Genomic DNA, 25,064 nt, shown 5'->3' with positions numbered 1-25,064 from the left:
ATCTCGTCGGAATGGGGAGACATCTCCACCGGCCGATCTTTTTCTCCCTGGTCATCCTAACCACGCTGGCCGCCATGTCCCTGCTCTCGGCGGCGATCCAGGACCGCGGAACCACCCCGCTCGAACTGCTGCTGCTGATCCTCTACGCGATCCTGATCCTCTGGATCAGCGCCTCCTTCTGGACCGCGGCCATCGGCTTCGCGCGTCTTCTGAGGCGCCCGGAGACCCTCGCGGCCGACCTGGACGCCGCCATCCCGCCAGCGGGACGGGAAGCCTCCGGCGAACCCTTTCGCACCGCGCTGGTGATGCCGGTCTACAACGAGGATCCCGAGCGGGTCTTCGCCGGTCTGCGCGCCATGCACCAGTCGCTGCTGGAGACCGGACGGCACCAGGGATTCGAGATCTTCATCCTGAGCGACACCCGCGATCCGGATACCTGGATCCAAGAGGAACTCCAATGGCGCCGCTGGGCGCGCGAGCTGGGAGACTCGACGCGGCTCTTCTACCGCAACCGGGTGGAGAACACCGCGCGCAAGAGCGGCAATCTGGCGGATTTCTGCCGCGACTGGGGCGCTCGCTACCGCTACATGATCGTGCTCGACGCCGACAGCATCATGACCGGCGAGACCCTGGTGGAGATGGTGCGCCGCATGGAGGCCGACCCCAGCCTAGCCCTGCTCCAGGTTCCACCGGTTCCGGTCAACCGCTCGTCGCTATTCGCGCGCATGCTGCAATTCGCCGGCAGTCTTTATGGACGCATGTTCGCCGCCGGACTGTCCTACTGGCAGGGAGGCACGGCCAATTTCTGGGGGCACAACGCCATCCTCCGGGTCGAGCCCTTCGCCGCGCATTGCGGTCTGCCCAAGCTGCCGGGACGCGAGCCCTTCGGCGGCGACATCCTGAGCCACGACTTCGTGGAAGCGGCGCTGCTGGCGCGCGCGGGCTGGAAGGTGCGTCTGGCCGACGACCTCGGCGGCAGTTACGAGGAGATCCCACCGACCCTGATCGACTACGCCAAGCGCGACCGGCGCTGGTGCCAGGGCAATCTCCAGCACGCGCGCCTGGTTCTGGCGGCGGGCTTCAAGTCGCTCAGTCGCATCCATTTCGCAATGGGCGTCATGTCCTATCTGGCTTCACCGCTCTGGCTCATCTTTCTCGTCGCGACCGGTATCGAGGCCTATCTCCAGAGCCGGACCGCGCCGGTCTATTTCCTCGGCGAGAGCGTGCTGCCGGTCTGGCCGGCGTCCTACACCGTCGAGATGGCGACCGTGCTCTGGTTCACGCTCATCATGCTCTTCCTGCCCAAGCTGCTCGCCCTGGTGTTGCTCGCCGTCCATCCGGAACAGGCGCGGCGTTTCGGCGGACTGGCGCGGGCCAGTCTCAGCGTGCTAATCGAGAGTCTTCTGTCGGTGCTGCTCGCCCCGGTCCTGATGCTGTTTCAGAGCAAATTCGTGGCGGCCATCCTGCTACGTACCTCCGTGGGTTGGCCGACCCAGCAGCGCGGCGACCATCAGACGGGGTTCGGCCAGGCCCTCGGCGCCCATGGTCTCCACACCCTGATCGCCCTGATCGCCGGGCTGGTCACCTATACCTATGTCCCGGCCTTCTTCTGGTGGTTCACCCCGGTGCTGGCCGGGCTCGCGCTCTCCATTCCGGTCTCCATGATCACCAGCCGCACCTCGCTCGGTCTCCTGGCGCGTCGCGCCGGGCTTTTCATGACTCCTGAGGAAACCGACGAACCCCGCGTGCTCCGCGCATTGGACGAAAACCTGGCCAATCCGCGACCCTGTTCCTGCGCCGGACCCAAGGATCTCGATCTCTGGTCCAGGGCCGTGCTGGATCCCTGCGTTCACGCCCTGCACGCCTCGCTGCTCCCCGACGAGCGCCCGAGCCGGCGTCGGCGCCACTATCTGGAGGGACTCATCTTCCAGCTCCAGGACGAGGGACCGAACAGCCTGAACCCAAACGAAAAACGCGCGCTGCTCTCCCACCGCGACGGACTCCAGGAGTTGCATACGCTCTTGTGGGCGGACGGGGCGAGCCGTCCGGATTCCTGATCGATCCCCTGTAGGATGGGCAGAGCGAAGCGAAACCCATCCTGTACGCTCCGAGGCTCAAGAGACAGACCGCGCCACCCGGACGAGCCGCGAGATCGGATCAGCGGCTTTCCAGCGGGACGAGGTATTCAACCGGTCCCGCACGTTCAAGGAGCCAGCGGAGTAAAATATTCCGGATGGGGCGAAGGCTCCGTCTGGCCGGGGAAGCGGTTGCCAGCGGGACGGGGTATACATCCCGTCCGACAGGTTCCAGGACTCAACCCGAGGCGCAACAGGTTCCAGGCAGGGCGAAGGCCCCCGTCCGGCCGGGGCGTGTCCACGATAGGATCGTGCGCCCCGGCCAGGACGACGCACTTGTCGTGGTCATCACCTTAAGGCGGAGCGGCGCATGGCCAAGCCTCACGACACGGGTTACAAGGAGCTGTTCAGCCACCCGGAGTTCGTCCAACAACTGATCGAAGGCTTCGCCCCGCCCGAGGTGGCGGCGCTGATGGACTTCTCCACGCTCCGGAATCACAGCGGCAACTACATCACCCCGCTGTTCGAGGAAAAGTTCGAGGACGTGGTCTGGTCGGTCGAGGCGCGCTGGCAGGGGATCACCCAGCGGGTGTTCGTCTATCTGCTGCTGGAGTTTCAGTCCAGGGTGGATCATCGGATGCCCATCCGGCTGCTGCATTACGTGGCCTGCTTCTACGACCACCTGCTCAAGACCAAGGTGACCACTCCGAGTCGGGGCCTGCCGCCGCTGCTGCCGATCGTGCTCTACAATGGCTCGAAGCGCTGGACGGCGGCCGAGGATATCTATGAGCAGGTGCGCCCGGAGCCGCCGGCGTTCCTGCGTGCCTACCAGCCGCATCTGCGCTACTACCTGATCGACGAGGGCCGTTACTCGTCGGAAGAACTGGCGGCGATCGACAGCCCCCTGAGCGGTGTGTTCGCGGTCGAACAGGCGTCCGCGGACCGGCTCGCGTTGCAGGCGGCGGTCGAGCGGCTGGTGCGCCTCCTCCGGGCCGACCCCAACAAGGAGCGGCTCGACCGGCTGATCACCCGCTGGCTCAAGCGCCACTTGCAGCGCCTGGGCGCCGGGATCGATCTGGAGCGAATCAACAGCTTAATCGAGGATAAAGCGATGCTGGCGGAGAACCTGGAGAATTGGGCCAAGCGCGAGCGGCAGGAAGGGCGCCAGGAAGGGCGGCGGGAAGGGCGACAGGAGACCGCCCGCAACCTCCTCAAGTTGGGCCTGCTCAGCGATGCACAGATCGCCCAGGCCACGGGGCTGACGCTCGATCAGATCCAAGCCCTACGCGAGGCGGATCGCCCCTGAGAATCGGATCAGCGGCTTTCCAGCGGGACGGGGTATACATCCCGTCCGACAGGTTCCAGGACTCAACCCGAGGCGCAACAGGTTCCAGGCAGGGCGAAGGCCCCCGTCCGGCCGGGGCGTGTCCACGATAGGATCGTGCGCCCCGGCCAGGACGACGCACTTGTCGTGGTCATCACCTTAAGGCGGAGCGGCGCATGGCCAAGCCTCACGACACGGGTTACAAGGAGCTGTTCAGCCACCCGGAGTTCGTCCAACAACTGATCGAAGGCTTCGCCCCGCCCGAGGTGGCGGCGCTGATGGACTTCTCCACGCTCCGGAATCACAGCGGCAACTACATCACCCCGCTGTTCGAGGAAAAGTTCGAGGACGTGGTCTGGTCGGTCGAGGCGCGCTGGCAGGGCATCACCCAGCGGGTGTTCGTCTATCTGCTGCTGGAGTTTCAGTCCAGGGTGGATCATCGGATGCCCATCCGGCTGCTGCATTACGTGGCCTGCTTCTACGACCACCTGCTCAAGACCAAGGTGACCACTCCGAGTCGGGGCCTGCCGCCGCTGCTGCCGATCGTGCTCTACAATGGCTCGAAGCGCTGGACGGCGGCCGAGGATATCTATGAGCAGGTGCGCCCGGAGCCGCCGGCGTTCCTGCGTGCCTACCAGCCGCATCTGCGCTACTACCTGATCGACGAGGGCCGTTACTCGTCGGAAGAACTGGCGGCGATCGACAGCCCCCTGAGCGGTGTGTTCGCGGTCGAACAGGCGTCCGCGGACCGGCTCGCGTTGCAGGCGGCGGTCGAGCGGCTGGTGCGCCTCCTCCGGGCCGACCCCAACAAGGAGCGGCTCGACCGGCTGATCACCCGCTGGCTCAAGCGCCACTTGCAGCGCCTGGGCGCCGGGATCGATCTGGAGCGAATCAACAGCTTAATCGAGGATAAAGCGATGCTGGCGGAGAACCTGGAGAATTGGGCCAAGCGCGAGCGGCAGGAAGGGCGCCAGGAAGGGCGGCAGGAAGGGCGCCAGGAAGGGCGCCAGGAGACCGCCCGCAACCTCCTCAAGTTGGGCCTGCTCAGCGACAGGCAGGTCGCCCAGGCCACGGGCTTGACGCTCGATCAGATCCAAGCCCTGCGCGAGGCGGATCGGCACTAAGGATCGAATCAACAGCTTCATCGAGGACACAGCGATGCTGGCGGAGAACCTGGAGAATTGGGCCAAGCGCGAGCGGCAGGAAGGGCGGCAGGAAGGCGAGCGGATTGGGGTGCGGAAAGGCGAGCAAATCGGGGTACGGAAAGGCCGCCAGGAGACCGCCCGCAACCTCCTCAAGCTAGGTGTACTCAGCGACACACAGATCGCCCAGGTCACGGGGCTTGACGCTCGATCAGATCCAAGCCCTGCGCGAGGCGGACCGGCACTGAGGATCGAACCAACAGCCAGGTAGTAGGATCCGCACCGCCCCACGTCGGATCGGCTGTCTCTCTCAGCGCCTTCAACAACACATCCCTTTCCACCTGATCCAGCGCCGCATCCAGCGCGGTTTGATCTCCGGCCCCCCGCAGCGTCTGCCCTTTCTGGCTTTGTATGGCCCAGGCCACCGGGCTGACCGTCGAGCAGGTCGAGGCCCTGCGTGCGGCCGCCCAGCACCGAGACTCACGCCAGTCGTTCGCAACGCCGCTCGCCGCGGCCATCCAGGGCTCAGGCCGGGTCGGCGGTCTCTCGCATGACCTTCAAAAGAACCTGCCGCTCAACCGCATCCAGCGCCGCGTCGAGGGCGGCCTGGTCCTGCGCCGCCAGTCGCTGCTGCCCCGCCGGGCTCTGCAAAAACCGCGTCAGTGCCTGCGCGAGGGGATGCCCCTTGGTCGCGGCATGACTCAGCCACATCAACCCGGCCTCTTCGTCACGGGCCACGCCCGCGCCCGACAGATAGCCGCGTCCCAGGTAGCACATGGCGTCGGGATAGAACGGCTTCGCGGCCAGCGTGAGCCAGGGTACGGCATCCGCCGGTCGGTCGGCGGCGAGAAACATCAGCGCCAGGTCGCACTGCGCCACGGCGTCGCCACCATCGGCCTCGAGGATGACCGCGTGATCCTCCGGCTCCAGTGGCAGGCAGGCCAGGGGCAACACATCCTCCAGCCGCACCCGCGTCTTCTCGCCCGGCTCACGGGCGCTGATGGATGACAGACTGCCGTGTTCAATGTGGCGCCAGAGCGTGCGCTTGGTCAGACCGGTGATGGATGAGGCGGTACTCAAACTGATCGAAGGCATGGGCTTCTCTCAAGGACGGGTGGGCACGAGCGAGGCATTCAGTTTAGGTGATTTCCGAGAATCAGTATCCCGACCTCTCATGTAGGGGCGATTTAAACCGCCCCTATAACGGGTACTTCCTTTTCCGGAAATCACCTTAAAACCTGGGTAGTGCCTTGATTCGTAGGATGACGACAAACGAGCACACCCGTGGGAGCGGCTTTTAGCCGCGAAAAACCTCGCGTCGGCGCTCATCACAGCTTAAAGCCGCTCCCACGCAATTCTATCGATTGGGGCGCTACCAAAACCTGATGCGGTCGCGTCACGGGAGGGGGTGTGACATCGACCCCGGATGTCATAGGGGTGGGTGTGACATCGGCTCCGGATGTCATAGGCGGGATGTGCCATCTCAACGGCCGGGGACTGGCGAGGCAAGAAGGGAGTCTGTCATCTCCAGCAATGGCGAGGACTTGGATCGTAAGTCGACAAATCCATGCGAGTGGCATGCGAACTGCTTTAATGAGGCGCGGGAGACCTCGGCGGCGCGGCGATACATCAGGCCGAAATGGCCTCCCCGTCCAGACGGTTTCATCATCCATTGCGGAGAGATCCATGAAAAAGTTCCAACAAGGCTTTACCCTGATCGAACTCATGATCGTTGTGGCGATCATTGGTATTTTGGCGGCGATTGCGATTCCGGCTTATCAGGATTTCACGATCCGCTCACAGGTTGTGGAAGGCATTAATCTGACGGCAGACCTGAAGACCGCAGCCAGTGAGTTCTGGTCTCAGCGTGGGCGCGCACCACTGACTGCAAACATCGCGGACTCGCTCGGTACTCCAACGGATCCTACAAGTATTGTTGGCACGTATGTGGCGAGTGTCACACAAAACGGCTCTGACGATTCAGATGGAGCTTTCTGGTTCGATATTCTATACGGTGGCACCGCTAACGCCAAAATAAATGGTGGAACACTAACTATCTATTCGGCATCGAACACGGCAGGTAGCCTTGTTTGGGTCTGCGGGAACGGAACAGTCCCTAGCGGTGCGACGACTGCGGCGACAAACAATACTGATCTCCTTGACAAGTACATGCCTGCCGCATGCCGTCCGTAGTCTCTCTTAATTGGGGTTCGCTCCTTAAGACGGCAAAAGCCGGAGTCAAGAAAGGCTCCGGCTTTTTATTGGCGCATCGTGACCATTAACCGATATTCCACACATCAAATTTTCGCGATCGCCGGCTGTTTTTCGCAAAAAATTAGCGAATGGTAGCGAAAAAAACCAATCGCTATAGACTAAAAGTCCATAGTTTGAATTGCGGACTGAAAAGTCCTTGTCCGCAGACTTCACTGCCGACTGAAAAAGATAAGGAATGGCTGCGCGATGCCAAATTTTTATAACAGAACTTCCCCAAAGAAAGCCATTACTAAAAGCCTTGCACTAAAGTGCATGGTTTTTACTAGCGAATTGTTACAATAAAGCCAAGATTTTTATTGTCCGAAGCAAGGTTAAAACCACCGCCTTTAGGCGGTCAGATTTATCTTTTAAGCCTTTTGCGGCTTGTGGCCAACGCGACGAATGATGGAGACGGTCACCATGCGATCCTTGACCTGCATGAGAAAACATGGCGTGGGAGGTCTGGCTGGGCGCGCGGCGGCTTTTGCGTGACATCCAACGCCGTGATGGACGAAATGAGTCGGGCGTATTTGGGACATCATTTGAGACAAAGGCCAACGATCACTTCCGAACCAAGGCACCCTGAACGGGTCTTTCGACCCGTATCCGGACTTTCAGTCCGTCACTTCAACCCACCAGCTTTAGCTGGTGGTTGTTGAGTCTGGATATTTGATTTCTGGCTTATGAAAAAAGAGACGTTTTTTTTCTTTTTGCTTGCTGCTTGCCTCTTTATTTTGGCTTATTGGCCGGGGCTTTCAGGCCCTTTTCTGTTTGATGATTATCCAAATATCATCGAAAATGATCGATTGATTTCGATTCAGGATTTCCGTTTTTCATCCATTCGTGCCGCAATCAGTCAGGAAGAACCCGGTCCGCTTGGACGATCGATTGGTTTTGTTACCTTCGCGCTGAATATCGCATCCACTGGTCTGGATCCCTACTGGTTCAAATTGACCAATTTCGCGATTCATCTCCTGGCCGGCCTGGCACTTGTTAGTCTCTTAGGGATCTTAACTAAGACCGCACTCACTGAGCAGCGCCCTGACCTGATCGGCGCCATTAGTCTTGCTACCGCAGCGGCTTGGCTCGTGCATCCCTTCAATCTGACGAGCGTGCTTTATATCGTCCAGCGTCAGGCCGAACTGAGTGCTCTGTTTGCGCTGCTCTCGATGCTTCTCTATAGCCTGGCGCGTCAACGCCAGATCGAAGGCCGCCCTGGCGCACCCTTATTCTATGCCCTGCTCCCCATCAGCTTTATCATGGGCATCTTTAGCAAGGAAAACGGCGTCCTGATTCCGGGCTACCTGTTTCTGCTCGAAATCTGCTTTTTCCGCTTCCGCGCCCAGCGGCCCGCAGTGACGGCTTGGCTCAAGCGTATTTGCTTGACCGCTATCGTCCTCGCACTGCCCCTTGCGCTCTATGCCTTTTATCATTTCGGTTCTTACCAGCACCGCGACTTTACGCTGACCGAACGACTGCTGACGCAGAGCCGGGTCATCTGGTTCTATCTTCAGTCCATCCTCTTGCCCGATATCCGGGCGATGACTATCTTCCATGATGACTTCCAGCTTTCTCGCTCGCTGCTTGATCCAGCTTCGACCCTGTTCGCGATCGGTGGTGTCGCATTCCTGGTCGGGGCGGCCGTAGCACTCCGCAAGCGCGCGCCCGTACTCTCATTCGGCATTCTATTCTATTTTATGTCGCATGCTCTGGAGTCCACATTTATTGCATTGGAAATGGTCCACGAGCATCGCAACTATCTTGGATCATGGGGTCTGATCTGGGCGTTCTTCCATTATTTCTTCGTCTTCGCGTATCGTTATCAGCGGAAAGGAATCGCCATCGCGCTCTCATGCGCCATTATCGGAGTCCTGGCAGTCAACACGCGCATCCGTGCCGATTACTGGAGCAACGAACTGTTGTTGGTCGAATACCATGTGCACCATCATCCCGCCTCCTTTCGCTCCCTCGTCAGCGCGGGTGGGGCCTATGCCAGCTATGGGAACGCGCTGCGTAATGAAGAGGCGTTGCGTAAGGCGCTTGACTATTATCATCGCGCGGATCAGTTACGACCCAGCACCAGCGCGCCGCTGATTGCAATTGTCGGCCTGCTCGTCGTCCTCGGCGAGGAGGATCAGCTTCCGAAATACGAGATTCGGCTTGCGGAAAATCTTTCCCAACGACCCATCGATACGGAAACCATGAATGCCTTCGTGGTCGTCTCGCGCTGCCTCGGGAAAGTTAAGGATTGCACCTTTCCGCAACGGGTCTATCGCAATATGGCCGAGAGCCTGCTGCGCAACCCGAATCTAAACAATGTCAACAGCCAGACAGCGGCACAAATCTATTCGGCGAACAGCAACTTTGCATACATGGATGGCCATATCGAACAGGCCCTCGCCTACAATGAAAATGCTCTGAAAATTCATCCTACCGATCTACAGCACTGGCTGAATCAGGCCATGCTGCTTGGGATGGCTGGCCGCACGGCCGACGCCATGGCGCAGCTAGACAAGGCCCGGGGCATCGATACCACCAGCTACGGCCGCGAACGCATCGACGCCGTTGCCCGGCAACTGACTCAAAATTAGTAGCCTATGACAGTAGCGTGTTTTGTTGCTTTACTGACGCAAGTAGCGTCTGTTAAGACGTCAATCATAGTTCCACCAGCCAAATCGTTTCTCATGACCAAACGCCGCGCCTTCGTCATTCATCTGACCGCCAGCGTCCTGGTGATGCTGGCCCTGTTCGCCGTCATCCGCTGGATCTGGTATCCGGCGCCCTATTTCACCATCAGCGGTGGCTGGCCATTGTTGCAGATCATGGCGGGCGTGGATGTCGTGCTCGGACCTATCCTCACCTGGATTGTCTTCAAGCCAGGCAAGCCGGGGCTGAGATTCGACATGAGCGTGATCGTGGGGCTGCAGTTGGTCGCGCTCACCTATGGCGCCGCCGTGGTCCACCAACAGCGTCCGCTCTTCACGGTCTTCGCGGTCGATCGTTTCACCGCCATCCCGGCGGCGGACGTGGACCCTGGACTCATCCAGTATCCGGAACTCAGCCGCGCCTTCGGGATCGGCCCAACCGTCGCCCTGGCGCGTCTGCCCGATGAGCATGAGGCGCGGGAGCAATTCATGTTCGAGGTGTTCGACGGGGCGAAGGATCTGGAGTACCGAGCTGACTTCTATCAGCCTTACCGGCCTGACCTGGCCGACCTCAAGCGTCGGAGCTTGGACATCGGCCGATTGGCGGCACGCCACCCCGAGACCGAGTCGGGTTTGAAGGATCTGCTCGTGCGTCGCGGCGGCACGGCGGACGACTATCTCTACTTTCCGCTCGTCGGCAACAACAAGGACATCATCCTGGTCCTCTCATCGGCCGATGGCCAGCCGCTGGATTGGATCGATGGCGATCCCTGGTCCCGATGAATCGTGGAATAATCCGCTCGGATAGCTCCAGCTAGGGCTGGGATGAAATCAGTCAAGTCGCTTGAAGGAGTCAAACATGATGCAAGATCGGCGTATCGCGGTCGTCGTGCCCTGCTACAACGAAGCGACACAGATCCGACGGGTCCTGGACACCATGCCGGCCGAGGTCGATCGCGTCTATGTGATCGACGATGCCAGCCAGGACGACACGGTGCGCATCGTGCGGGAGTATCTTTCCAAGGATCCGCGTGTGCATCTGATCGTGCACGAGCAGAATCAGGGCGTTGGCGGCTCGATCGCGACCGGCTACAAGCAAGCCGTGGCCGAAGGGATGGACGTGGCTGTCGTCATGGCGGGCGATGGTCAGATGGACCCGGCCGATTTCCTCGCCATCGTGGCGCCGGTTTTGGATGGCGGCTATGACTACGCCAAGGGCAACCGGCTGTTCAGCGGTGAAGCCTGGGAGATGATCCCGCGAGTGCGCTATCTCGGGAACGCCATGCTGTCGCTCCTGACCAAGATCGCCTCCGGCTACTGGCACATCGCCGATTCGCAATCCGGCTACACCGCGATCGGCCAGCGCGCGCTGGAGGCGATCGACTGGGACCAGATGTATAAGCGCTACGGGCAGCCGAACGATCTGCTGGTGCGGCTCAATGTCGCCGAGATGCGGGTGACCGACGTACCGATTCGCCCGGTCTATGGGATTGGCGAGAAATCCGGTATTCGCCCACTGCGGATGATCCCACGGCTTTCATGGCTGATTATTCGCCTGTTTTTTTACCGTATGCTGCATAAGTATGTCATCCAAGATTTTCATCCTCTGCTTTTCTTTTATGTGCTTGGCATACTTTTATTTCCACCAGGGTTTCTCTTTGGTTTTTATTTGGTTGTATTCCGTATTTTTATCGGAACCATCGCAGAAACAAGTGCGCTTTTTGCTGTTTTTTTAACTATTATGGGACTTCAGTTTTTGTTGTTCGCGATGTTGTTTGATCTTGAAAACAATCGGCATTTGAAATAGCCATATTGCCGATTATTCCGCATCTGCTTTGATATCTTCAGGTAAAACAAAAAAGCTTCTAAAGAGTTTTTCTCTTTATAGTAGCGTATTGATTCTGGCAAAAATATTTTCAATGTTTGCCCAAGTCATAATCGGCAGACAAGCTGGACCAGAGTTTTATGGCCAAGTCACAATTATCATGATCTTGGCTAATTATCTAACTTTGCCGATGATCAACGGGTGGGGATTGGCTTATGTTCGCCTAGTTTCTGTCCATGGCCATAAACAATGCGGGGATCATAATAGACAGGCGTTAAAAGCTCTTTTGGTTACGATTCTCGCTGCATCACTACTAACGCTATTTGTTTTGCTCTTTATTGGTGATTGGTTGACCCAGAAAATGGATTTAACCAGAGAGATTCTTCTGCTCTCAGTCTTGCTGGCCTCCATGAATGCGTGGTGGACACTTGCGAAGCATATATTCCAAGCGAATCAAGACTGGCAAACTTATTCACTTGTTGAGTTTACATGGGCGATGCTTCTATTTTGCGGAATCGGTATCATTGCCACTCATGCATTTAGTCTTCAAGAGACAATTTCCGTTTTTCTTTTCGCGTATCTCGTGGCTGGGTCTATTGCAGCGAGGTCGATCGCAAAAAGTATATTTGCTTCGCTTCGCAAGGATTACGTACTGGAAATCGTGCGCCATGGTTCTCTATTGCTTTCCAATGCGGCAATAAGTGGTCTTGCCTTTGGCTTGGACCGCTTGCTTATAAATCACTATCTGGAAGCGAGCGAGGTAGGCATTTATCAGGCTCATTTTCTTGCCACTTATGGAACCATAGCGACATTTAGCGCAATGATCCTTAACTATCTTTTTCCATTTTTTTCTCAGCCAGTTTCTGAAAATAATACCGACGCATTAATAAACCGTTGGATGTACTATGTCTATCCCCTGGTTTTTATAACTTCCTTTATAAGCGGCTGGGTTATGATGACACTTTTTGGTTACCCAATATCTTGGCCGCTCCTTTTCTTGCTTAGTCTTTTTAACCCAATTAATTTTCATGGCCAAGTGCTCGCATGGAAATTAGCGGGGGCAGGAGTGAGCACATCGAAACGGATTGCGTTCGCGCAGATTGTATTTCTTATAAGTAGCATCGTAATACTGTTGCTATCAATTAGCTCGCTTGGTATATTGGCAGGCGGCCTTAGCTTATTGATTGCATCGATAATTACGCTTGTCGTACTCAGTCAACATTTCGTGCCAGCCTAACCCAAATGAAAGAATTTTACGAAGATTATTACAAGGAAGCGTTGTCGCAATGCTCAGGCCAAGGCTTGGACTCCAGATCATTTCGGTTGATAGCACGAAAGTACGACTGGAACTACCGTAAATTTTTTCGACTTATCCCTAAAGAAAAAGCCGTTCTCGATTATGGTTGCGGTATTGGGCAGTTTCTTTGCTATCTTCATGGGAAAGGCTTCACAAATCTTACCGGTATAGACATTTCTGAGCAGCAAATTACTCTTGCCAAAAGCATTCAAAACCATCTGAATTTTGAGTTTACGCCAAACCCAGATGAATGGTGTTTAAAGCATTCAGAACGTTTTGATGTCATTGTAATAAATGATGTTCTAGAGCACATCCTCCCGTATCGCACGGCTTCTTTTTTAACAATAATCCATAATACTTTACGTCCAGGTGGGTTGCTTGTCATTAAAACAGTAAACGCGGCCTACCCGCTCGGTTCGGCAGCCAGATATATTGACTGGACACATACAACAGCTTTTACTGACAGGTCGCTTACTCAATTGTTGCGACATACAGGGTTTAAGGATATTGCTTGCTATCAGGAGGAGATTGGCATTTACAGCTTATTGTTTCTCATTAAAAAGCTTGTTGTTTTTATAACAAGAGGCGTTTTGCGTTTGGCAACTTATTTCTCGGAATCTGATTGGCCAAAAATTATTTCTGTCAACATTATCGTAACAGCCAAGAAAAGCACTTGAACTTATCATGCTTCGCGTCTGCGCATTAACTTCTGGCATTAATGTTCCTTCATCACGTTTCAGGGTTCGACAACATATTTCCGAGCTTCACAAATATTCTATTGTTGTCGAAGAGCTAAAACCAAAATTCGATAAATACTCTGACGTCCCGCCTCCATTTAATAAGTTGAACCTTCGAAAAAATTTTTTTCCTGGGTATCTAGTTTGGGCAGGTATTCGATTAGGTCTCAGGATGCCGAGTATCATTCGGACTCATCATTACGAAATAACCTGGCTTGAAAGAGAAATTCAGCCCGGGTTTCTCACTTTCGAACGGATGCTTAAAAGACCTATTGCTTGGGATGTTGATGATGCTATATGGCTCAAGAAGCCTTTTGGTATAAAGACGGCAAAAGCGCTTTCGCAAATTTCTACAGTTACTATTGCTGGAAATAACTATCTGGCCGATTATTTGGCTGGCTTGGGGGCCAATGTCGTAGTTGTGCCAACTGCAATTGATACAGAAAGATTCTCGCCAAAAAAACAAGCTAAAGATAATGATGCGTTTGTTATTGGGTGGACGGGAACGTCATCAAATTTTTCTTACTTATACGCAATTGAGCCCGCATTAAGCGCGTTTATCGCGGATCGTAAGAACGCTTACTTTCACGTTATATCGGACGCAATGCCAAATTTTAAGCGATTGCCACGTGATAGAATTATTTTCAGTAAATGGTCGCCGACAACTGAATCAGAAAAAATTAAAGATTTTGATGTCGGAATTATGCCTCTCTTATGTGATGATTGGTCTAAGGGTAAATGTGCATTTAAAATGCTCCAATACATGGCCTCCGGCTTGCCGGTAATAGTCTCACCGGTCGGAATGAATGTTGAAGTCATGTCTCGGATGGAAAACAATGGTTTTCTTGCGCGAACTCTATCGGAATGGGTCGATGCACTTGATTATCTGTATTTAAATCCAGATGTCAGAGTCAGATGGGGTAAGGTTGGGCGGGCTACGGCTGAACATTTCTATAGCTCGGGAGTGATCGCAAAAAAGCTTGCAGAAATATTTTACTTAATATCCTAGAATGTAGGTTTTTTGTTATTCCGTGTTTTAGGTGCTAGCCTGTTACTGCCAGCACGAAATGCTTTTCCCAATTAAAGCGCAGATGCCGACTCGCCTGGATCTGAGACTCTAATAATCGGTGGCTTTCTCTGGTGGGGTATTTTAAATATTGACTTAACCGCTTTGTCCAATGCTTGACTTCTAATGGTAAAAGATTATCTGCCCCAAGGATTTCCCGATGTGGTGGAATGTCGCTAGCTAGGACTGGCACGTTATAGGCAATGGCTTCCAAAATGGCGTTAGGCATGCCTTCATGCTTAGATGGGAATAGCAAGATATCTATATTAGACCAGATATCTTTCGCATGTCTCCAGCCCATGAATTCCACCGGGAGTCCAGCCGCTTCCAGCCTGAGGGTCATCTCGCCTGGCCCCGTGCCATAGCAGTAAAGCGGCGGTGGCTGCGACAGTTGGCGCCAGCAGTCAAGCAATAGCCGCTGATTCTTGCGTTCTTCCAATACACCAACGACCCCGCAAATTAGCCCTTGGTGAGGATATCGGCGGGTCGCTGTGCAACGGGGTATTTCATTCGGGAGCGTCGCCAGGGATTCGATCCGCAACCCTGAATGACGATGGGCAATGGTTTGTTCGAGCGACCGGGAGACTGTCCAGATTCGGTTCCGCCATAATCCCCATCGTTCCAGGCGCCTTTCCAGGATGATCAGCCATGAGGGCCGTTCCTTGATCTCGTGATTTTCAAGGGTGTCCGCGCGTAGAAAGACTGCGGGCGGTTGCTTGAACAGCCATCGGCTGGGCTGTAACAAGAGTCCGTAATTGGCACCAAAGGTAAAGGCATACTGAATGCTGTGACGCAGACTAATCCATAGGAGTTGAATGGGTGCGAATAGATGAAACAGCGCCCAAAACAAGAGTGTTTCCGTCGATCCGGCCGGCCATGGAAAACGGTGGAAATGGCACTCTGGATGCCGGATCGGAAAAGGTTCGACAGCGAGATAGTGAACGCTATGGCCTTCGGCCAATAAGGCATCGATTCCGCGAAACAGGCGTTTACAAAACCCGCCGGGTTTCGGCCGATAGTAACAGGTCAGGATCCTTGCCATTGTCGCCAGAGTAAATAGACGTATAGGTTCCAGAGTCGATAGCCATGGTCACGCCGTCCTTGCCGATGTGCCTGCAAGAGCGTTGCGATATAGCTCGAATCGAATGGGTGTTGAACCGAACTCAAGAGTCCCTCCAGATGATTCCCTAAATCGCCGCGAAACCAGACATGCAGTGGAACGGCGAAGCCCTGTTTTCTCCGTCGCCAGAGTTCGGCGGGTAACCAGGCATCGAAGGTGTTCTTGAGCATTTTCTTACCCTGGAATCCGGACCGATGCCAAGTGCGTGGGAATGAGAAGGCCAGCGCGACCAGATCCTTGTCCAGAAATGGGCAGCGGGCTTCGAGCGAATAGGCCATGCTCGCCCGGTCGACCTTGACTAGGATGTCCTGGGGCAGGTAGACCAAGGCATCCCCGGCCATCATTTCCTGGATATCGTCGATGCGGCACTCATCCGGGAGTGCCGGCGGCGCATGGCCACGGGCGGATAGCGTGGGTGCCAGCCGGCTGAAGTCACCGGGACTGTAAAGCAGGGGGGCCACGTAGGGTCGCTCTCCGTCCCGACGCGCCAGGATGTCGAGAAACAGGTGGGCCTTTTTCAGCAGACTCCGGCTGTGATGGGCCATGGGCTCCGGAAAGGCGCGGATCAGGCTTTCGATGCTGGAGCGCATCGGTTTGGGTACGCGGCTGTACCAGCGCAGAATGGTACGCGCCCGATAGCGTTCATAGCCGCTGAAAAGCTCGTCGCCGCCATCCCCCGAAAGCGCGACCTTGACTCGGCTGGAGGCTAGTTCGGATACGGCGGCGGTTGGCAGCAGGGAAGAATCGCTGAATGGTTGACCGACGTGGTCTTGGAGCAAGCGGATCAGGGATTCCGCCTCCAGGTTCGACAAGACGGCTTCGATGTGTTCGGTTCCGGCGTGCGCGGCCATTCGGCGTGCATAGGCGCGTTCATCGTAAGCGGTCTCGGCGAAGCCGATGGTGAAGGTCTTGGGATGGATCCCGAGATGGCTCAGCGCGGCTACGATCAAGGATGAATCGACGCCCCCGGACAGGAAGGCTCCGACCTCGACATCCGCGACCATGCGCTTTTCCACGGCTTGGACGAAGCCTTGGCGGAGGCTGGCTTGGGCATCGGCGCGTGAGCCCTGAAACCCATTGACGCGGAGCTGCCAATAGGCTGTTTGCTGGATCGGACCACCCGGTTGCCAATGCAGGATGTGGCCCGGCAGAACCTCATGGACCTCTCGATAGGCGGTATGGCCGGGCAGATAGTAGCCGTAGCGTAAATAGTCGGCCGTGCTGTCGAGATCTTCTTCGAATGATGTTGTTGTGAGTCTTTTGAGGGCTGGAAGCTCGGAGGCCGCGATCAATCCTTCATCCTTGGCGCGATAATAGAGCGGCTTCTTGCCCATCGGGTCGCGGGATAGACGCAGGTGCCGTTCCTGAGCGTCCCACAGGGCCAGCGCCCACATGCCTTCCATGCGATCGAGAAATCCGTCGCCGCGCAGACAGAGCCCCGCCAGAACGACCTCGGTATCGCCTTGGGTGCGGAAATTCCAGTCCGTCGCCAATTCCTTGCGTAGTTCGCGGAAGTTATAGATCTCGCCATTGAAGCTCAGCCAGTAGCGCTCTTGGGGGTCGGGCATGGGTTGCCGGCTCGCGGCGAGATCAAGGATCGAGAGCCTGACATGGCCAACGAGCCAGGGATCTCGAACGATGAGTCCGTCTTCATCCGGTCCACGGTGCCGCATCGCCCCGAGCGCTCGATGTCCATGCGCAAGCAACTCATGCTCTGGAATGGTTGGCTGATACGCAAAGAGTATTCCACACACCGATGTTGCTTCCTTGGTTGATGGGTCGGGAATCGCTAGCGATTGTCTAGCACTTCGCGATAGAGCGCTGCGTACCGCTGCCCAGTTTCGGTCCAACTCATGGTTGCGACCGATTCCCGTGCGCGACGACCCAGCTCGGGGATCCTATGCGGATCCGAGATGAGCCGTTCCAGCCGACTGGTGAGTGCGGCGGTGTCATCCATTGGAAACAGCAAGCCATTGTCGCCATCGGCGATCAACTCCGTCACGGCGGGGATGTTGGATGCGATGACGGCGCGACCAGCCGCCATGGCTTCGATCAGCGCGTTTGGCCGACCTTCGGAACGGCTGGTCAGTAGAAAGACATCGTGCTCCGCCAGCACACTGGGGATGGCCGCCGGGGGATGCATGCCTGCAAACCGAATGCGCTCGGCGATACCGCGCGTTCGCGCGATCACTTCGAGACGCACGCGCTCCGGGCCGTCGCCGACAAGGGTCAATTCCCAATCCAGCTTCGGATCGAGCAAGGCCAGTGCCTCAAACAGACAGTCGATGCCTTTGACCGGCACGAGGGAACCAACGGTCAGCAGCCGTAAGCGTTCCGGCACGACTGGAAGCGGCACCAGGAAAAACCGCTCGTCGACACCGTTTGGAATCAGGGTGATGCGGGCCGCGTCGCGGACGAGTATTTGAGCGATCCGTTCCCTGAGTCCCTCGCCCACGGCGACGAGGCGCTGATTGAGACGGGCGCAGATCCAGAGGACAGCGCGAAACAAGCGGCTGCGCTCGGCCAAGGCGACATCCGATCCGCGCAGCGTCGTGATGCATGGCGTTCCGGTCAGCCGACCCGCCAGACCGGCGATGAGCCCCGTCGCGGACCAGTTGGCATGGATGAGGTCGGCGTTACGCGCGGCACCGAGACAGGCGAGAAACAAGGCGGGAAGGAAGGGTATCAACAATAACCGTGCAAGGTGGTTCTCGCGCAAGGCGGCGGGCAAGCCACCAGGTCCGTGCGTGAGAATCTGCCAGGCGCGCGGCGCATAGCGGAAACAACGGACTTGATAACCGTGCAGGGTGAGCCTGTTTACTCGATCGACCCCGCAAGGAGTCATCACGGTTGCGTGAATATCCTCCGGCAGATGCCGCGCCATTTCCATGATGAACGGCCCGCTGACGGCCGTTTCGTTCAGTGGAAAGGAGGTTGTCACAATCGTTACCCGCAGAGGGTTTCGAGCTTGCGGTCCGTCTGCTTCGTTTCCATTAAATGCCATCCGTTCCTCGTTGAGGGTGGGATCGGTCATGCTGGCCACGGCTTCGCGTGACTCTTTGCCAGTTGGTAGCCTTGCCCTCTGGCTCCCATTAGCTCCGACTCTCACATGGGAGCCATTCGCGAGGCTCCAGCGGTAAGGCTGCGACGTGCGAACCGTCGCGGACGGCGCGAATGCCGCGTCCGGCTGGAGTATCGATAAACCCCACGATGGCTTGACGTTCAGTCGGATGCCGGGCCGATCAGGTCGACCAGACTCGCGGCCTCGAAGATGTCGTCGAGCCAGGCGTCCAATTGCTCGATCGAGGCAGCGTCGATGCGTGGCTCCGCCCACGCGGGGAGCGCGCCGAATCGCCGCGTCAATTGTCGCTTCAGGGCACTGGCCTTGCCTTCGGCCTTGCCTTCGGCCCTGCCCTTAGCCTGGCCCTTGGCCTCGCCCTCGGCAAAGATCGATTGATAGGCGCGCGTTTCTTGAATGGGGGTCAGCAGGTTCAACATCGCCCAGATCTCCTTCGCGGTGAGCCCGCGAAATCGCTCGAAAAACCAAAATTCCAACACCTGTGCCAGGATGTCCCGCTCCGCGGGTTCGAGCGGCGCCGTTTGGACCGTGCGCCACAATCCTGGGGCTCGCGTCCGTAATTCATCGTCATCCTCGATCAGCAGGGGCGCGAAGACCGCCACGTAGGGGTTGTCTGGCTCGCGGTCCATCCATTCGGGCAGAACGCGATCCAGGAAGACCGCCTGGGTCAAGGATTGCGCGATCCCCGCCCGGCTGGGATAGCGCGGCGCGTCCCGCGCGCGGAGAAACACCCCGATGCCGACGACGTCGCACTCGGGATGCTGCTCGCCATAAAGGCCCATCTTGGTCAGTAGGTTATACAAGGTCTTCGGCAGCGCCTGTCCCTGGAATTCGACCACGTACACCGGCCCGGTGTGCCCTTCGGGCTCGAAGAGACCATCCAGGCGTCGTTCCAGGCCCTTGATGGTGAGCGAGGAAAAGCGATAGTCCCCGATCAACCGCTGGCCTCCGGTCAGCACCCGGAAGGCTTCCGCGCCGGCGGACAGGAACAGATAAATCGGGTGGTCGGTTTTCATCGTCCCTTTACAAGTGGTGTTGGCTGGATCCGTGACGCCAGACAGACGAGGCCATGCTCCAGGCGATAGTCTAATCCGCTGCCGGGGCAGATGGCCTGTCCCGCTCCGGTCAGCGGCAGATTCAGCCGTTCGCCATGCGCGCTCATCCAGCCGAGTTGCCGTGCCGGAACGCCGACGATGAGGGCGTAGGGTTTGACATGCCTGGTGATGACCGACCCGGCGCCGATGAAGGCGTATTCGCCGATGGTGACACTGCGGACGATGGTGCCATTGGCGCCGAGGGTAGCGCCCGTTTTGACCAGCGTCGGGCGGTATTCATCCTTGCGGGACACCGCCGAGCGTGGGTTGTAGAAGATACCGACCCATCTCAAGCACCAAACACCGCCCCCAGACTTGGCGCATCGAGCAAGCGTTCGCCCCAGTTCTCCAACTCGGCGGCGCTGGCCTCGGTCAGGCGTGAGTCGACCCAATCTGGCAGGGGGCCAAAGCGGCGCGCTAACTGGCGGCGCAACAGCCGCGCCTCTCCACGCGAGATTCCTTGTTCGATTCCTTGTTCGATTCCCTGCTCGATTCCCTGCTCGATTCCCTGCTCGATTCCTTTTTGAATGCCGATGCGTTCGGCGGTGGTGACGTATGGCATCTGTTCGGCCTCTTCGAATTCACGCAGGCGTTCATGATAGTCGACCTCCAGCGCCGCAGGCAGAATCAGCACCCAATCGATGAAGGTGTAGAGGCTGAAGATGTCCTCGCGGTTCCAGCCGTGTCGATAGAGTGCGCGCGTCAGGTGCAGCTTGTGCTCCAGGCGCGCGACCGGATCATGGCGGGTGGCGGTCGCGACCAGGTGGGCGCGCACGACAGGCGCGAAGGGGTTGGAGTTCGTCTCCAGCGCGGCGTCCTGGCCAGCGTAGTCGAGCAGTTTGACGCTGGGGAACTCCAGCAGGGCGCGACAGCCCCACAGCCGTTGCTCGTAGCGATGCGGACGCCAGCGCCGATGGCTGTCGGTCAGCACGGCGAAGCTGGCGACCGGACGCTGGTAGCGGTCGCTCAGACGCGAGTGATAGGTGTACATGCGGCGGGCGAAGTCGGTTTGTTTCTGACCCTGGATCTCGATATGGACCAACACCCAGGTCTCCTCGCCGCTGGCACGATGGACCTTGATGAGTTTGTCGACCTCGCGCCGCCCCTGTGTCGCCTTGCGCGTGACTTTTTGCAGTTCTTTATCGAGAAATTCCACGCCGCGCGACCAATCGATGTCGGCGGCGGCGAGCGGAAAGAAGAAGGCGAGGAAGGGCTGCGTCCAGCGATCAAGCAGGATTTTCCAGGGCGAGTCGAAATCGTCGCTCGCGGGGGCGTTGGCTGGCGGTTTGGAAGACATCCCGACCTCGCTTTCCCTGGTGTCCGCGCGCCCACCAGCTTTCTGGTTGACGGTCATCGGTGAGAGGTGCCGCGACTCCTGGGGTCTAGCGCACGTCTGCCCGTAGGTGATCATGTTCGAGACGATAGATCAACCCGGTGCGCGGGCAGACGGTCTGTCCCTCGCCAATCAGCGGCAAATCCAGCCGCTCGCCGTGCTGGCTCATCCAGCCGATCTGGCGGGCCGGGACGCCGACCATGAGGGCGTAGGGTTTGACATCCCTATTGACGACCGACCCGGCGCCGATGAAGGCGTATTCGCCGATGGTGATGCCGCAGACGATGGTGCAGTTGGCGCCGAGGGTCGCGCCTGTTTTGACCAGCGTCGGGCGGTATTCGTCCTTGCGGGACACCGCCGAGCGCGGATTGTAGACGTTGGTGAAGACCATGCTGGGACCGCAGAAGACGTCATCTTCTAAAATGACTTCGTCATAGACCGAAACGTTGTTCTGGATCTTGACGTTGTCGCCGATGACAACGCGGTTGCCGACGTAGACGTTCTGCCCGAGCGAGCAGCGGGCGCCGATGCGGGCGCCGGCGCAGATGTGGACCCAGTGCCAGATCCGGGTTGCGGATCCGATTTGGGCGCCGTCGTCGATGATGGCGGTGGGGTGCGCGTTGTAGTCCATGGCGCTTATTTCCTTTAACGCGCCCGTTTACAGAAGGGATGATAATCGCCTTGCAGGCCCTGGGGGGTCGCGTTGCGGATCTGATAGACGGTTTCGACGGCGGTGCGGGCGTCGTCCAGACCGTAACCGTTCCCGGCGAGAATTTGTCGGTAGCTCTCGGTGTGCAGATCGGCGAAGCCTTCGGAGAATTCGACTTCTTGTCCGCCGACGGTGATGGAGCGGTAGGTGCGCTGGCCCTGTTCGCGCTGGGCTTGGGGCAGGTGATCGGCATTCACCGAGAGGAACCAGCGCACGCCCGCGCGCTCCAGTTCCAGGCGGCCGGCGGCGCAGTCCTCGCGATTGAGATGCACGGTGCTGTAGCGGACCTTGCCGAAGACCCAGGACAGCATGTCGAAGAAATGCACACCGATGTTCGTGGCGATGCCGCCGGATTTCTCGGCGTCGCCCTTCCAACTGCGTTGGTACCAGTTGCCGCGCGAGGTGATGTAGCTGATGTCGACCTCATGGAGTCCGTCGCCGGCGGCCTGGATGGCGTCTTTCAAGGCGATGATGGAGGGATGGAGGCGCAGTTGCAGGATGTGATGGATCCTGGCGCCCGTTTCTGCCTCGATCTCGTGGAGGCCATCAAGGTTCCAGGGGTTGAGGACCAGGGGCTTCTCGCAGATGGCGTGGGCGCGGTTGCGTAAGGCGAAACGGATGTGGGCGTCGTGCAGGTAGTTGGGCGAGCAGATGCTGACATAGTCGACTGGCGTACCCTTGCGGCGCAACTTATCGATATGGCGATCGAAGCGTTCGAATTCGGTAAAAAAATCGGCGGCGGGAAAATAGCTGTCGATCACTCCGACGCTGTCGTTGGGATCGAGCGCGGCGATGAGCTGATGGCCGGTGTCCTGGATGGCCTTCATGTGGCGCGGAGCGACGAATCCGGCGGCCCCGATGAGTGCGAACGATTTGGTGTCCATGTGCTGTTCAGGTCTGTGCTTGTGGAGTCGTTAACGCGGGCTTGGACGATACACGTAGATCAAGGTTTGAAGCGTACAGAGTCCCTGAACGCGAGCGAAGGGAAACCGGACAGGCCAACATTCCAAGCCTCCCCGCCGCGCTGTGAGGATTCGCGTGGAAGCGAAAACGATGAAGGGCTGGCCCGTGGACCGAATCCTGTGATCGCCAAGGCATCCGCCAGAAATCGTTGGCGCTGACGGACGGATGCTACGGCATCGCCATAACATAGTTCACGAAATCCATCAAGAAATCGCCGGAAACATGATCCGCGAGCACCCTGTCGGTCTTCTTGGGCGCCGTTGCGAGCCGTTCCCAGGGTTTGAACTCCGTGGTTTGTACAAAACCATGGGCGTACCACAGTTTATGGGCCGCGCGCCGTCCGCGCACGGACCGAGGTATAAAGTCCGGCTTGAGGTTACACTCGTCCCATGACTGCGGACACCGCCCCCCCAGCGAACCCAGCGAGGAGCGCCTACGCCAATGGCACCGGCTGTTCGGGATCGCGCTCATGGGCGTCTTCGAAGGCACCCCTTGGCGGGTGGAGCTTGAACAGGAACTGGCCCTGCGTAGCCAATTGCTCGATGTCGCCATTATTGAAGCCACTGGGGAAGACGCCACGCACGCACCAGGCGCCGAATGCAACCCCGAGCCGCCCCTCGAACTGCCCGACGGTCTGGAGAACCTGCGCCCGCACAACCTGCTGACCTACAAATCCCGTCACGAAGCGCTGAACGCCTGGGCGCTCGATGAGCTGATCGGGCACTACGTCAACTACCGCAAGCTCAGGCTCGCTCCCGACGGCCAGCGCCATCCGCTACACGCCTTCGGCCTTTATGCCGTCGCCACGCGCTTTCCCAGTGGACTGGTGTGCGAGCATCCGTTACAACCCACCGCTTGGGAGGGCGTCTATGATCTTCCCTGGGGCGGACATCCGGTGCGCCTGATCGTGCTCAACGCCATTGCCAAGCACCCGCGCAACACCCCCTGGGAACTCTTTGCGAGCGAGCAAGATCGGATGCGCCAAGGGCTGATCCACTACCGCGCCCGCCATCCGCGCCCCAGCCAAGGCGGACACTGGGAGCTGCTGGAACACCTCTATCTGATCTATCAACGGGAGATCCCTGATATGGCCTACACCATGGAAGAGTTTCTACGCGAAACCCATGAACTGGTGCTCGCACGCATGACCCCGGAAGAGCGGCTCAAGGGGCTCGCCCCCGATGAAGTGCTCAACCGCTATGACCCCGAGGAGCGGCTTAAGGGCCTTGATCCCGCCGCCATCAAAGCCTGGTTGGCCAAGCAGCGCCGGGGTCATTGACCGTCCGCGATCGTCCCGCGCGCGCAAAATCAACACTGGGTTGCGCCAAGTCGAAGGAAGACGGCTTTAGCGATGTCCCGACACCACGGAGTCAAACGGCCATGACCAACCTTGCCCACGTCCGATCCCTCTCCGTCGACGACTATCTGGCCACTGAGGATGGCGCCGACATCCGTCACGAATATATCGACGGCGAGCTATACGCCATGACCGGCGCCAGTGATCGTCACGGCCTGATCACGCTCAATCTCGCCAGCTACCTGCGCCCACTCCTGCGCGGCACACCCTGCCAACTCTTCGCCAACGATATGAAGGTCCGGTTGCGGATCAATGAACAGGACGTCTTCTACTATCCCGACCTGCTTCTGAGCTGTGATCCAAGCGACCGTGCGACTTACTATCGCGCGCAGCCCTGTCTACTTGTCGAGGTCTTGTCCGACTCCACCGCGCGCATCGACCGACGCGAGAAATTCTGGGCCTATCAGACGATTCCCAGCCTGCGTGAATATCTGCTGATCTCGCAGACCGCGCACGAGGTTGAGGTTTACCGCCGCGCGGATGGATGGGTGCAGAAGATCATCACCCACGGCAGCGTCCGGCTCGATTGTCTTGATGTCGCGTTGCCGCTGGATGTGATCTATGAAGATGTGCCGCTGTAATGCCTGTCCGCCAAACGCGGTCCGTTGTGCCTAAGGATCCATCTAAACCGCGCCTGCTGGTCCTGACGTCGACCTTTCCGCGCTGGCGTAACGAGCATGAACCCCCCTTTTTTCCATGAATTGAGTCGGCGCCTGGTCGAGCCGTTCGACTAAAGTGGCCCCTGAAAACCGGACAGTCATTTAAGTTGTCAAGCCCGGCACGAAAGGGTTGATCAAAATGGGTGAAGCCAAGCGCAAGACCTACACGTCGGCGTTCAAAGCCAAAGTGGGGTTGGAGGCTGAGGTATCCCCTAGCTATTTATATTTTAAACAAAGACTTAAACAATGATTGCGGCGTGACAATGAACAGGCACAGGGGATCGTGGTCCTTGGGAAGTGACGAAACCACCCAGGAGACCCCCGATGCCTGTCATCACGATTCTACACCGATGCCTGGATCCGTTACTTCCACACATCTATTGCCG

At 57.9% G+C, this 25,064-nt stretch carries 20 protein-coding genes and 1 pseudogene; 12 read left to right on the top strand and 9 right to left on the bottom strand.

The features are described 5' to 3' along the window. Nucleotides 1-11 precede the first annotated feature (11 nt). From mdoH to CKO27_RS13595, 3 genes are all read left to right on the top strand, one after another. On the top strand, nucleotides 12-2,057 hold the full coding sequence (gene mdoH / locus CKO27_RS13605; protein WP_200375481.1) for a glucans biosynthesis glucosyltransferase MdoH: 2,046 nt from the start codon (nucleotides 12-14) through the stop codon (nucleotides 2,055-2,057). A gap of 388 nt (nucleotides 2,058-2,445) precedes the next feature. Beyond that, nucleotides 2,446-3,381 (top strand): Rpn family recombination-promoting nuclease/putative transposase, encoded by a 936-nt coding sequence (locus CKO27_RS13600; protein WP_200375447.1) that lies wholly within the window; start codon nucleotides 2,446-2,448, stop codon nucleotides 3,379-3,381. A gap of 194 nt (nucleotides 3,382-3,575) precedes the next feature. Beyond that, complete coding sequence (locus CKO27_RS13595) at nucleotides 3,576-4,523, top strand: Rpn family recombination-promoting nuclease/putative transposase (protein ID WP_200375446.1); 948 nt, start codon at nucleotides 3,576-3,578, stop codon at nucleotides 4,521-4,523. A 543-nt stretch (nucleotides 4,524-5,066) separates the two neighbouring features. Here the strand turns inward: CKO27_RS13595 and CKO27_RS13590 are convergent. After that, nucleotides 5,067-5,636: a tetratricopeptide repeat protein gene (locus tag CKO27_RS13590; protein WP_200375445.1), complete on the bottom strand. Its 570-nt coding sequence runs from the start codon at nucleotides 5,634-5,636 to the stop codon at nucleotides 5,067-5,069. 591 nt (nucleotides 5,637-6,227) lie between these two features. Between CKO27_RS13590 and CKO27_RS13585 the strand changes: the two genes are divergently transcribed. The 7 genes from CKO27_RS13585 to CKO27_RS13555 all read left to right on the top strand — a co-directional run bounded on the left by CKO27_RS13585 (nucleotide 6,228) and on the right by CKO27_RS13555 (nucleotide 14,307). Beyond that, a complete protein-coding gene (locus tag CKO27_RS13585; RefSeq protein WP_200375444.1) occupies nucleotides 6,228-6,734 on the top strand; it encodes a pilin in 507 nt (168 codons plus the stop codon). Nucleotides 6,735-7,477: 743 nt separating this feature from the next. Then, the gene (locus tag CKO27_RS13580) at nucleotides 7,478-9,385 is read left to right on the top strand and encodes a tetratricopeptide repeat protein (RefSeq protein ID WP_200375443.1); all 1,908 of its coding nucleotides are present in this window, start codon (nucleotides 7,478-7,480) and stop codon (nucleotides 9,383-9,385) included. A 93-nt stretch (nucleotides 9,386-9,478) separates the two neighbouring features. Continuing rightward, nucleotides 9,479-10,222, top strand: a complete 744-nt coding sequence (gene tfpZ / locus CKO27_RS13575; protein ID WP_200375442.1) for a TfpX/TfpZ family type IV pilin accessory protein — start codon at nucleotides 9,479-9,481, stop codon at nucleotides 10,220-10,222. A 76-nt stretch (nucleotides 10,223-10,298) separates the two neighbouring features. Next, entirely contained in the window at nucleotides 10,299-11,246 is a 948-nt protein-coding gene (locus tag CKO27_RS13570) for a glycosyltransferase family 2 protein (protein ID WP_200375441.1), read from the top strand. Nucleotides 11,247-11,274: 28 nt separating this feature from the next. Beyond that, on the top strand, nucleotides 11,275-12,501 hold the full coding sequence (locus tag CKO27_RS13565; protein ID WP_276570162.1) for an oligosaccharide flippase family protein: 1,227 nt from the start codon (nucleotides 11,275-11,277) through the stop codon (nucleotides 12,499-12,501). A 5-nt stretch (nucleotides 12,502-12,506) separates the two neighbouring features. Then, on the top strand, nucleotides 12,507-13,238 hold the full coding sequence (locus tag CKO27_RS13560; RefSeq protein WP_200375439.1) for a class I SAM-dependent methyltransferase: 732 nt from the start codon (nucleotides 12,507-12,509) through the stop codon (nucleotides 13,236-13,238). A 7-nt stretch (nucleotides 13,239-13,245) separates the two neighbouring features. Then, nucleotides 13,246-14,307 carry a glycosyltransferase family 4 protein gene (locus tag CKO27_RS13555; protein WP_200375438.1) on the top strand — a complete coding sequence of 354 codons (1,062 nt, stop codon included), beginning with the start codon at nucleotides 13,246-13,248 and terminating at the stop codon, nucleotides 14,305-14,307. Between the two features lie 34 nt (nucleotides 14,308-14,341). Here the strand turns inward: CKO27_RS13555 and CKO27_RS13550 are convergent, their stop codons facing one another. The 8 genes and pseudogenes from CKO27_RS13550 to CKO27_RS13515 form a co-directional block, all read right to left on the bottom strand. Then, the gene (locus tag CKO27_RS13550) at nucleotides 14,342-15,406 is read right to left on the bottom strand and encodes a glycosyltransferase family 4 protein (protein WP_200375437.1); all 1,065 of its coding nucleotides are present in this window, start codon (nucleotides 15,404-15,406) and stop codon (nucleotides 14,342-14,344) included. Then, a complete protein-coding gene (gene asnB, locus CKO27_RS13545) occupies nucleotides 15,391-17,238 on the bottom strand; it encodes an asparagine synthase (glutamine-hydrolyzing) (protein WP_200375436.1) in 1,848 nt (615 codons plus the stop codon). Before asnB ends, CKO27_RS13550 begins: the two co-directional genes overlap by 16 nt. A 35-nt stretch (nucleotides 17,239-17,273) precedes the next feature. Then, complete coding sequence (locus CKO27_RS13540) at nucleotides 17,274-18,425, bottom strand: glycosyltransferase (RefSeq protein ID WP_200375435.1); 1,152 nt, start codon at nucleotides 18,423-18,425, stop codon at nucleotides 17,274-17,276. Between the two features lie 281 nt (nucleotides 18,426-18,706). Continuing rightward, on the bottom strand, nucleotides 18,707-19,579 hold the full coding sequence (locus CKO27_RS13535) for a DUF2887 domain-containing protein (protein WP_200375434.1): 873 nt from the start codon (nucleotides 19,577-19,579) through the stop codon (nucleotides 18,707-18,709). Beyond that, nucleotides 19,576-19,929, bottom strand: a pseudogene (locus CKO27_RS13530) (LbetaH domain-containing protein); the annotation flags it as partial. The gene CKO27_RS13535 and the pseudogene CKO27_RS13530, both read right to left, overlap by 4 nt. A gap of 17 nt (nucleotides 19,930-19,946) precedes the next feature. After that, nucleotides 19,947-20,954 carry a DUF4351 domain-containing protein gene (locus CKO27_RS13525; RefSeq protein ID WP_200375433.1) on the bottom strand — a complete coding sequence of 336 codons (1,008 nt, stop codon included), beginning with the start codon at nucleotides 20,952-20,954 and terminating at the stop codon, nucleotides 19,947-19,949. 85 nt (nucleotides 20,955-21,039) lie between these two features. Continuing rightward, entirely contained in the window at nucleotides 21,040-21,621 is a 582-nt protein-coding gene (locus tag CKO27_RS13520; protein ID WP_200375432.1) for an acyltransferase, read from the bottom strand. A 14-nt stretch (nucleotides 21,622-21,635) separates the two neighbouring features. After that, a complete protein-coding gene (locus CKO27_RS13515; RefSeq protein WP_200375431.1) occupies nucleotides 21,636-22,583 on the bottom strand; it encodes a Gfo/Idh/MocA family protein in 948 nt (315 codons plus the stop codon). A 548-nt stretch (nucleotides 22,584-23,131) separates the two neighbouring features. Between CKO27_RS13515 and CKO27_RS13510 the strand changes: the two genes are divergently transcribed. Together CKO27_RS13510 and CKO27_RS13505 are read left to right on the top strand one after the other, a co-directional pair. Next, on the top strand, nucleotides 23,132-23,941 hold the full coding sequence (locus CKO27_RS13510) for a hypothetical protein (protein WP_200375430.1): 810 nt from the start codon (nucleotides 23,132-23,134) through the stop codon (nucleotides 23,939-23,941). A 101-nt stretch (nucleotides 23,942-24,042) separates the two neighbouring features. Beyond that, the gene (locus tag CKO27_RS13505) at nucleotides 24,043-24,600 is read left to right on the top strand and encodes a Uma2 family endonuclease (RefSeq protein WP_200375429.1); all 558 of its coding nucleotides are present in this window, start codon (nucleotides 24,043-24,045) and stop codon (nucleotides 24,598-24,600) included. Nucleotides 24,601-25,064 lie beyond the last annotated feature (464 nt).

Source organism: Thiocystis violacea (assembly GCF_016583575.1).
In the GTDB taxonomy this organism is placed as follows: domain Bacteria; phylum Pseudomonadota; class Gammaproteobacteria; order Chromatiales; family Chromatiaceae; genus Thiocystis; species Thiocystis violacea.
The sequence above is the reverse complement of the archived record's forward strand: the minus strand, read 5'-3'. Positions and strand labels throughout refer to the sequence as shown.

What these genes read in the sequence shown, in the direction of transcription:
- CKO27_RS13525 (WP_200375433.1), bottom strand. Translation starts at nt 20,954, where the DNA reads ATGTCTTCCAAACCGCCAGCCAACGCCCCCGCGAGCGACGATTTCGAC.
- tfpZ (WP_200375442.1), top strand. Translation starts at nt 9,479, where the DNA reads ATGACCAAACGCCGCGCCTTCGTCATTCATCTGACCGCCAGCGTCCTG.
- CKO27_RS13595 (WP_200375446.1), top strand. Translation starts at nt 3,576, where the DNA reads ATGGCCAAGCCTCACGACACGGGTTACAAGGAGCTGTTCAGCCACCCG.
- CKO27_RS13520 (WP_200375432.1), bottom strand. Translation starts at nt 21,621, where the DNA reads ATGGACTACAACGCGCACCCCACCGCCATCATCGACGACGGCGCCCAA.
- CKO27_RS13535 (WP_200375434.1), bottom strand. Translation starts at nt 19,579, where the DNA reads ATGAAAACCGACCACCCGATTTATCTGTTCCTGTCCGCCGGCGCGGAA.
- CKO27_RS13515 (WP_200375431.1), bottom strand. Translation starts at nt 22,583, where the DNA reads ATGGACACCAAATCGTTCGCACTCATCGGGGCCGCCGGATTCGTCGCT.
- CKO27_RS13590 (WP_200375445.1), bottom strand. Translation starts at nt 5,636, where the DNA reads ATGCCTTCGATCAGTTTGAGTACCGCCTCATCCATCACCGGTCTGACC.
- CKO27_RS13580 (WP_200375443.1), top strand. Translation starts at nt 7,478, where the DNA reads ATGAAAAAAGAGACGTTTTTTTTCTTTTTGCTTGCTGCTTGCCTCTTT.
- mdoH (WP_200375481.1), top strand. Translation starts at nt 12, where the DNA reads ATGGGGAGACATCTCCACCGGCCGATCTTTTTCTCCCTGGTCATCCTA.
- CKO27_RS13505 (WP_200375429.1), top strand. Translation starts at nt 24,043, where the DNA reads ATGACCAACCTTGCCCACGTCCGATCCCTCTCCGTCGACGACTATCTG.
- CKO27_RS13550 (WP_200375437.1), bottom strand. Translation starts at nt 15,406, where the DNA reads ATGGCAAGGATCCTGACCTGTTACTATCGGCCGAAACCCGGCGGGTTT.
- CKO27_RS13600 (WP_200375447.1), top strand. Translation starts at nt 2,446, where the DNA reads ATGGCCAAGCCTCACGACACGGGTTACAAGGAGCTGTTCAGCCACCCG.
- CKO27_RS13510 (WP_200375430.1), top strand. Translation starts at nt 23,132, where the DNA reads ATGGGCGTCTTCGAAGGCACCCCTTGGCGGGTGGAGCTTGAACAGGAA.
- CKO27_RS13585 (WP_200375444.1), top strand. Translation starts at nt 6,228, where the DNA reads ATGAAAAAGTTCCAACAAGGCTTTACCCTGATCGAACTCATGATCGTT.
- CKO27_RS13570 (WP_200375441.1), top strand. Translation starts at nt 10,299, where the DNA reads ATGATGCAAGATCGGCGTATCGCGGTCGTCGTGCCCTGCTACAACGAA.
- CKO27_RS13560 (WP_200375439.1), top strand. Translation starts at nt 12,507, where the DNA reads ATGAAAGAATTTTACGAAGATTATTACAAGGAAGCGTTGTCGCAATGC.
- CKO27_RS13555 (WP_200375438.1), top strand. Translation starts at nt 13,246, where the DNA reads ATGCTTCGCGTCTGCGCATTAACTTCTGGCATTAATGTTCCTTCATCA.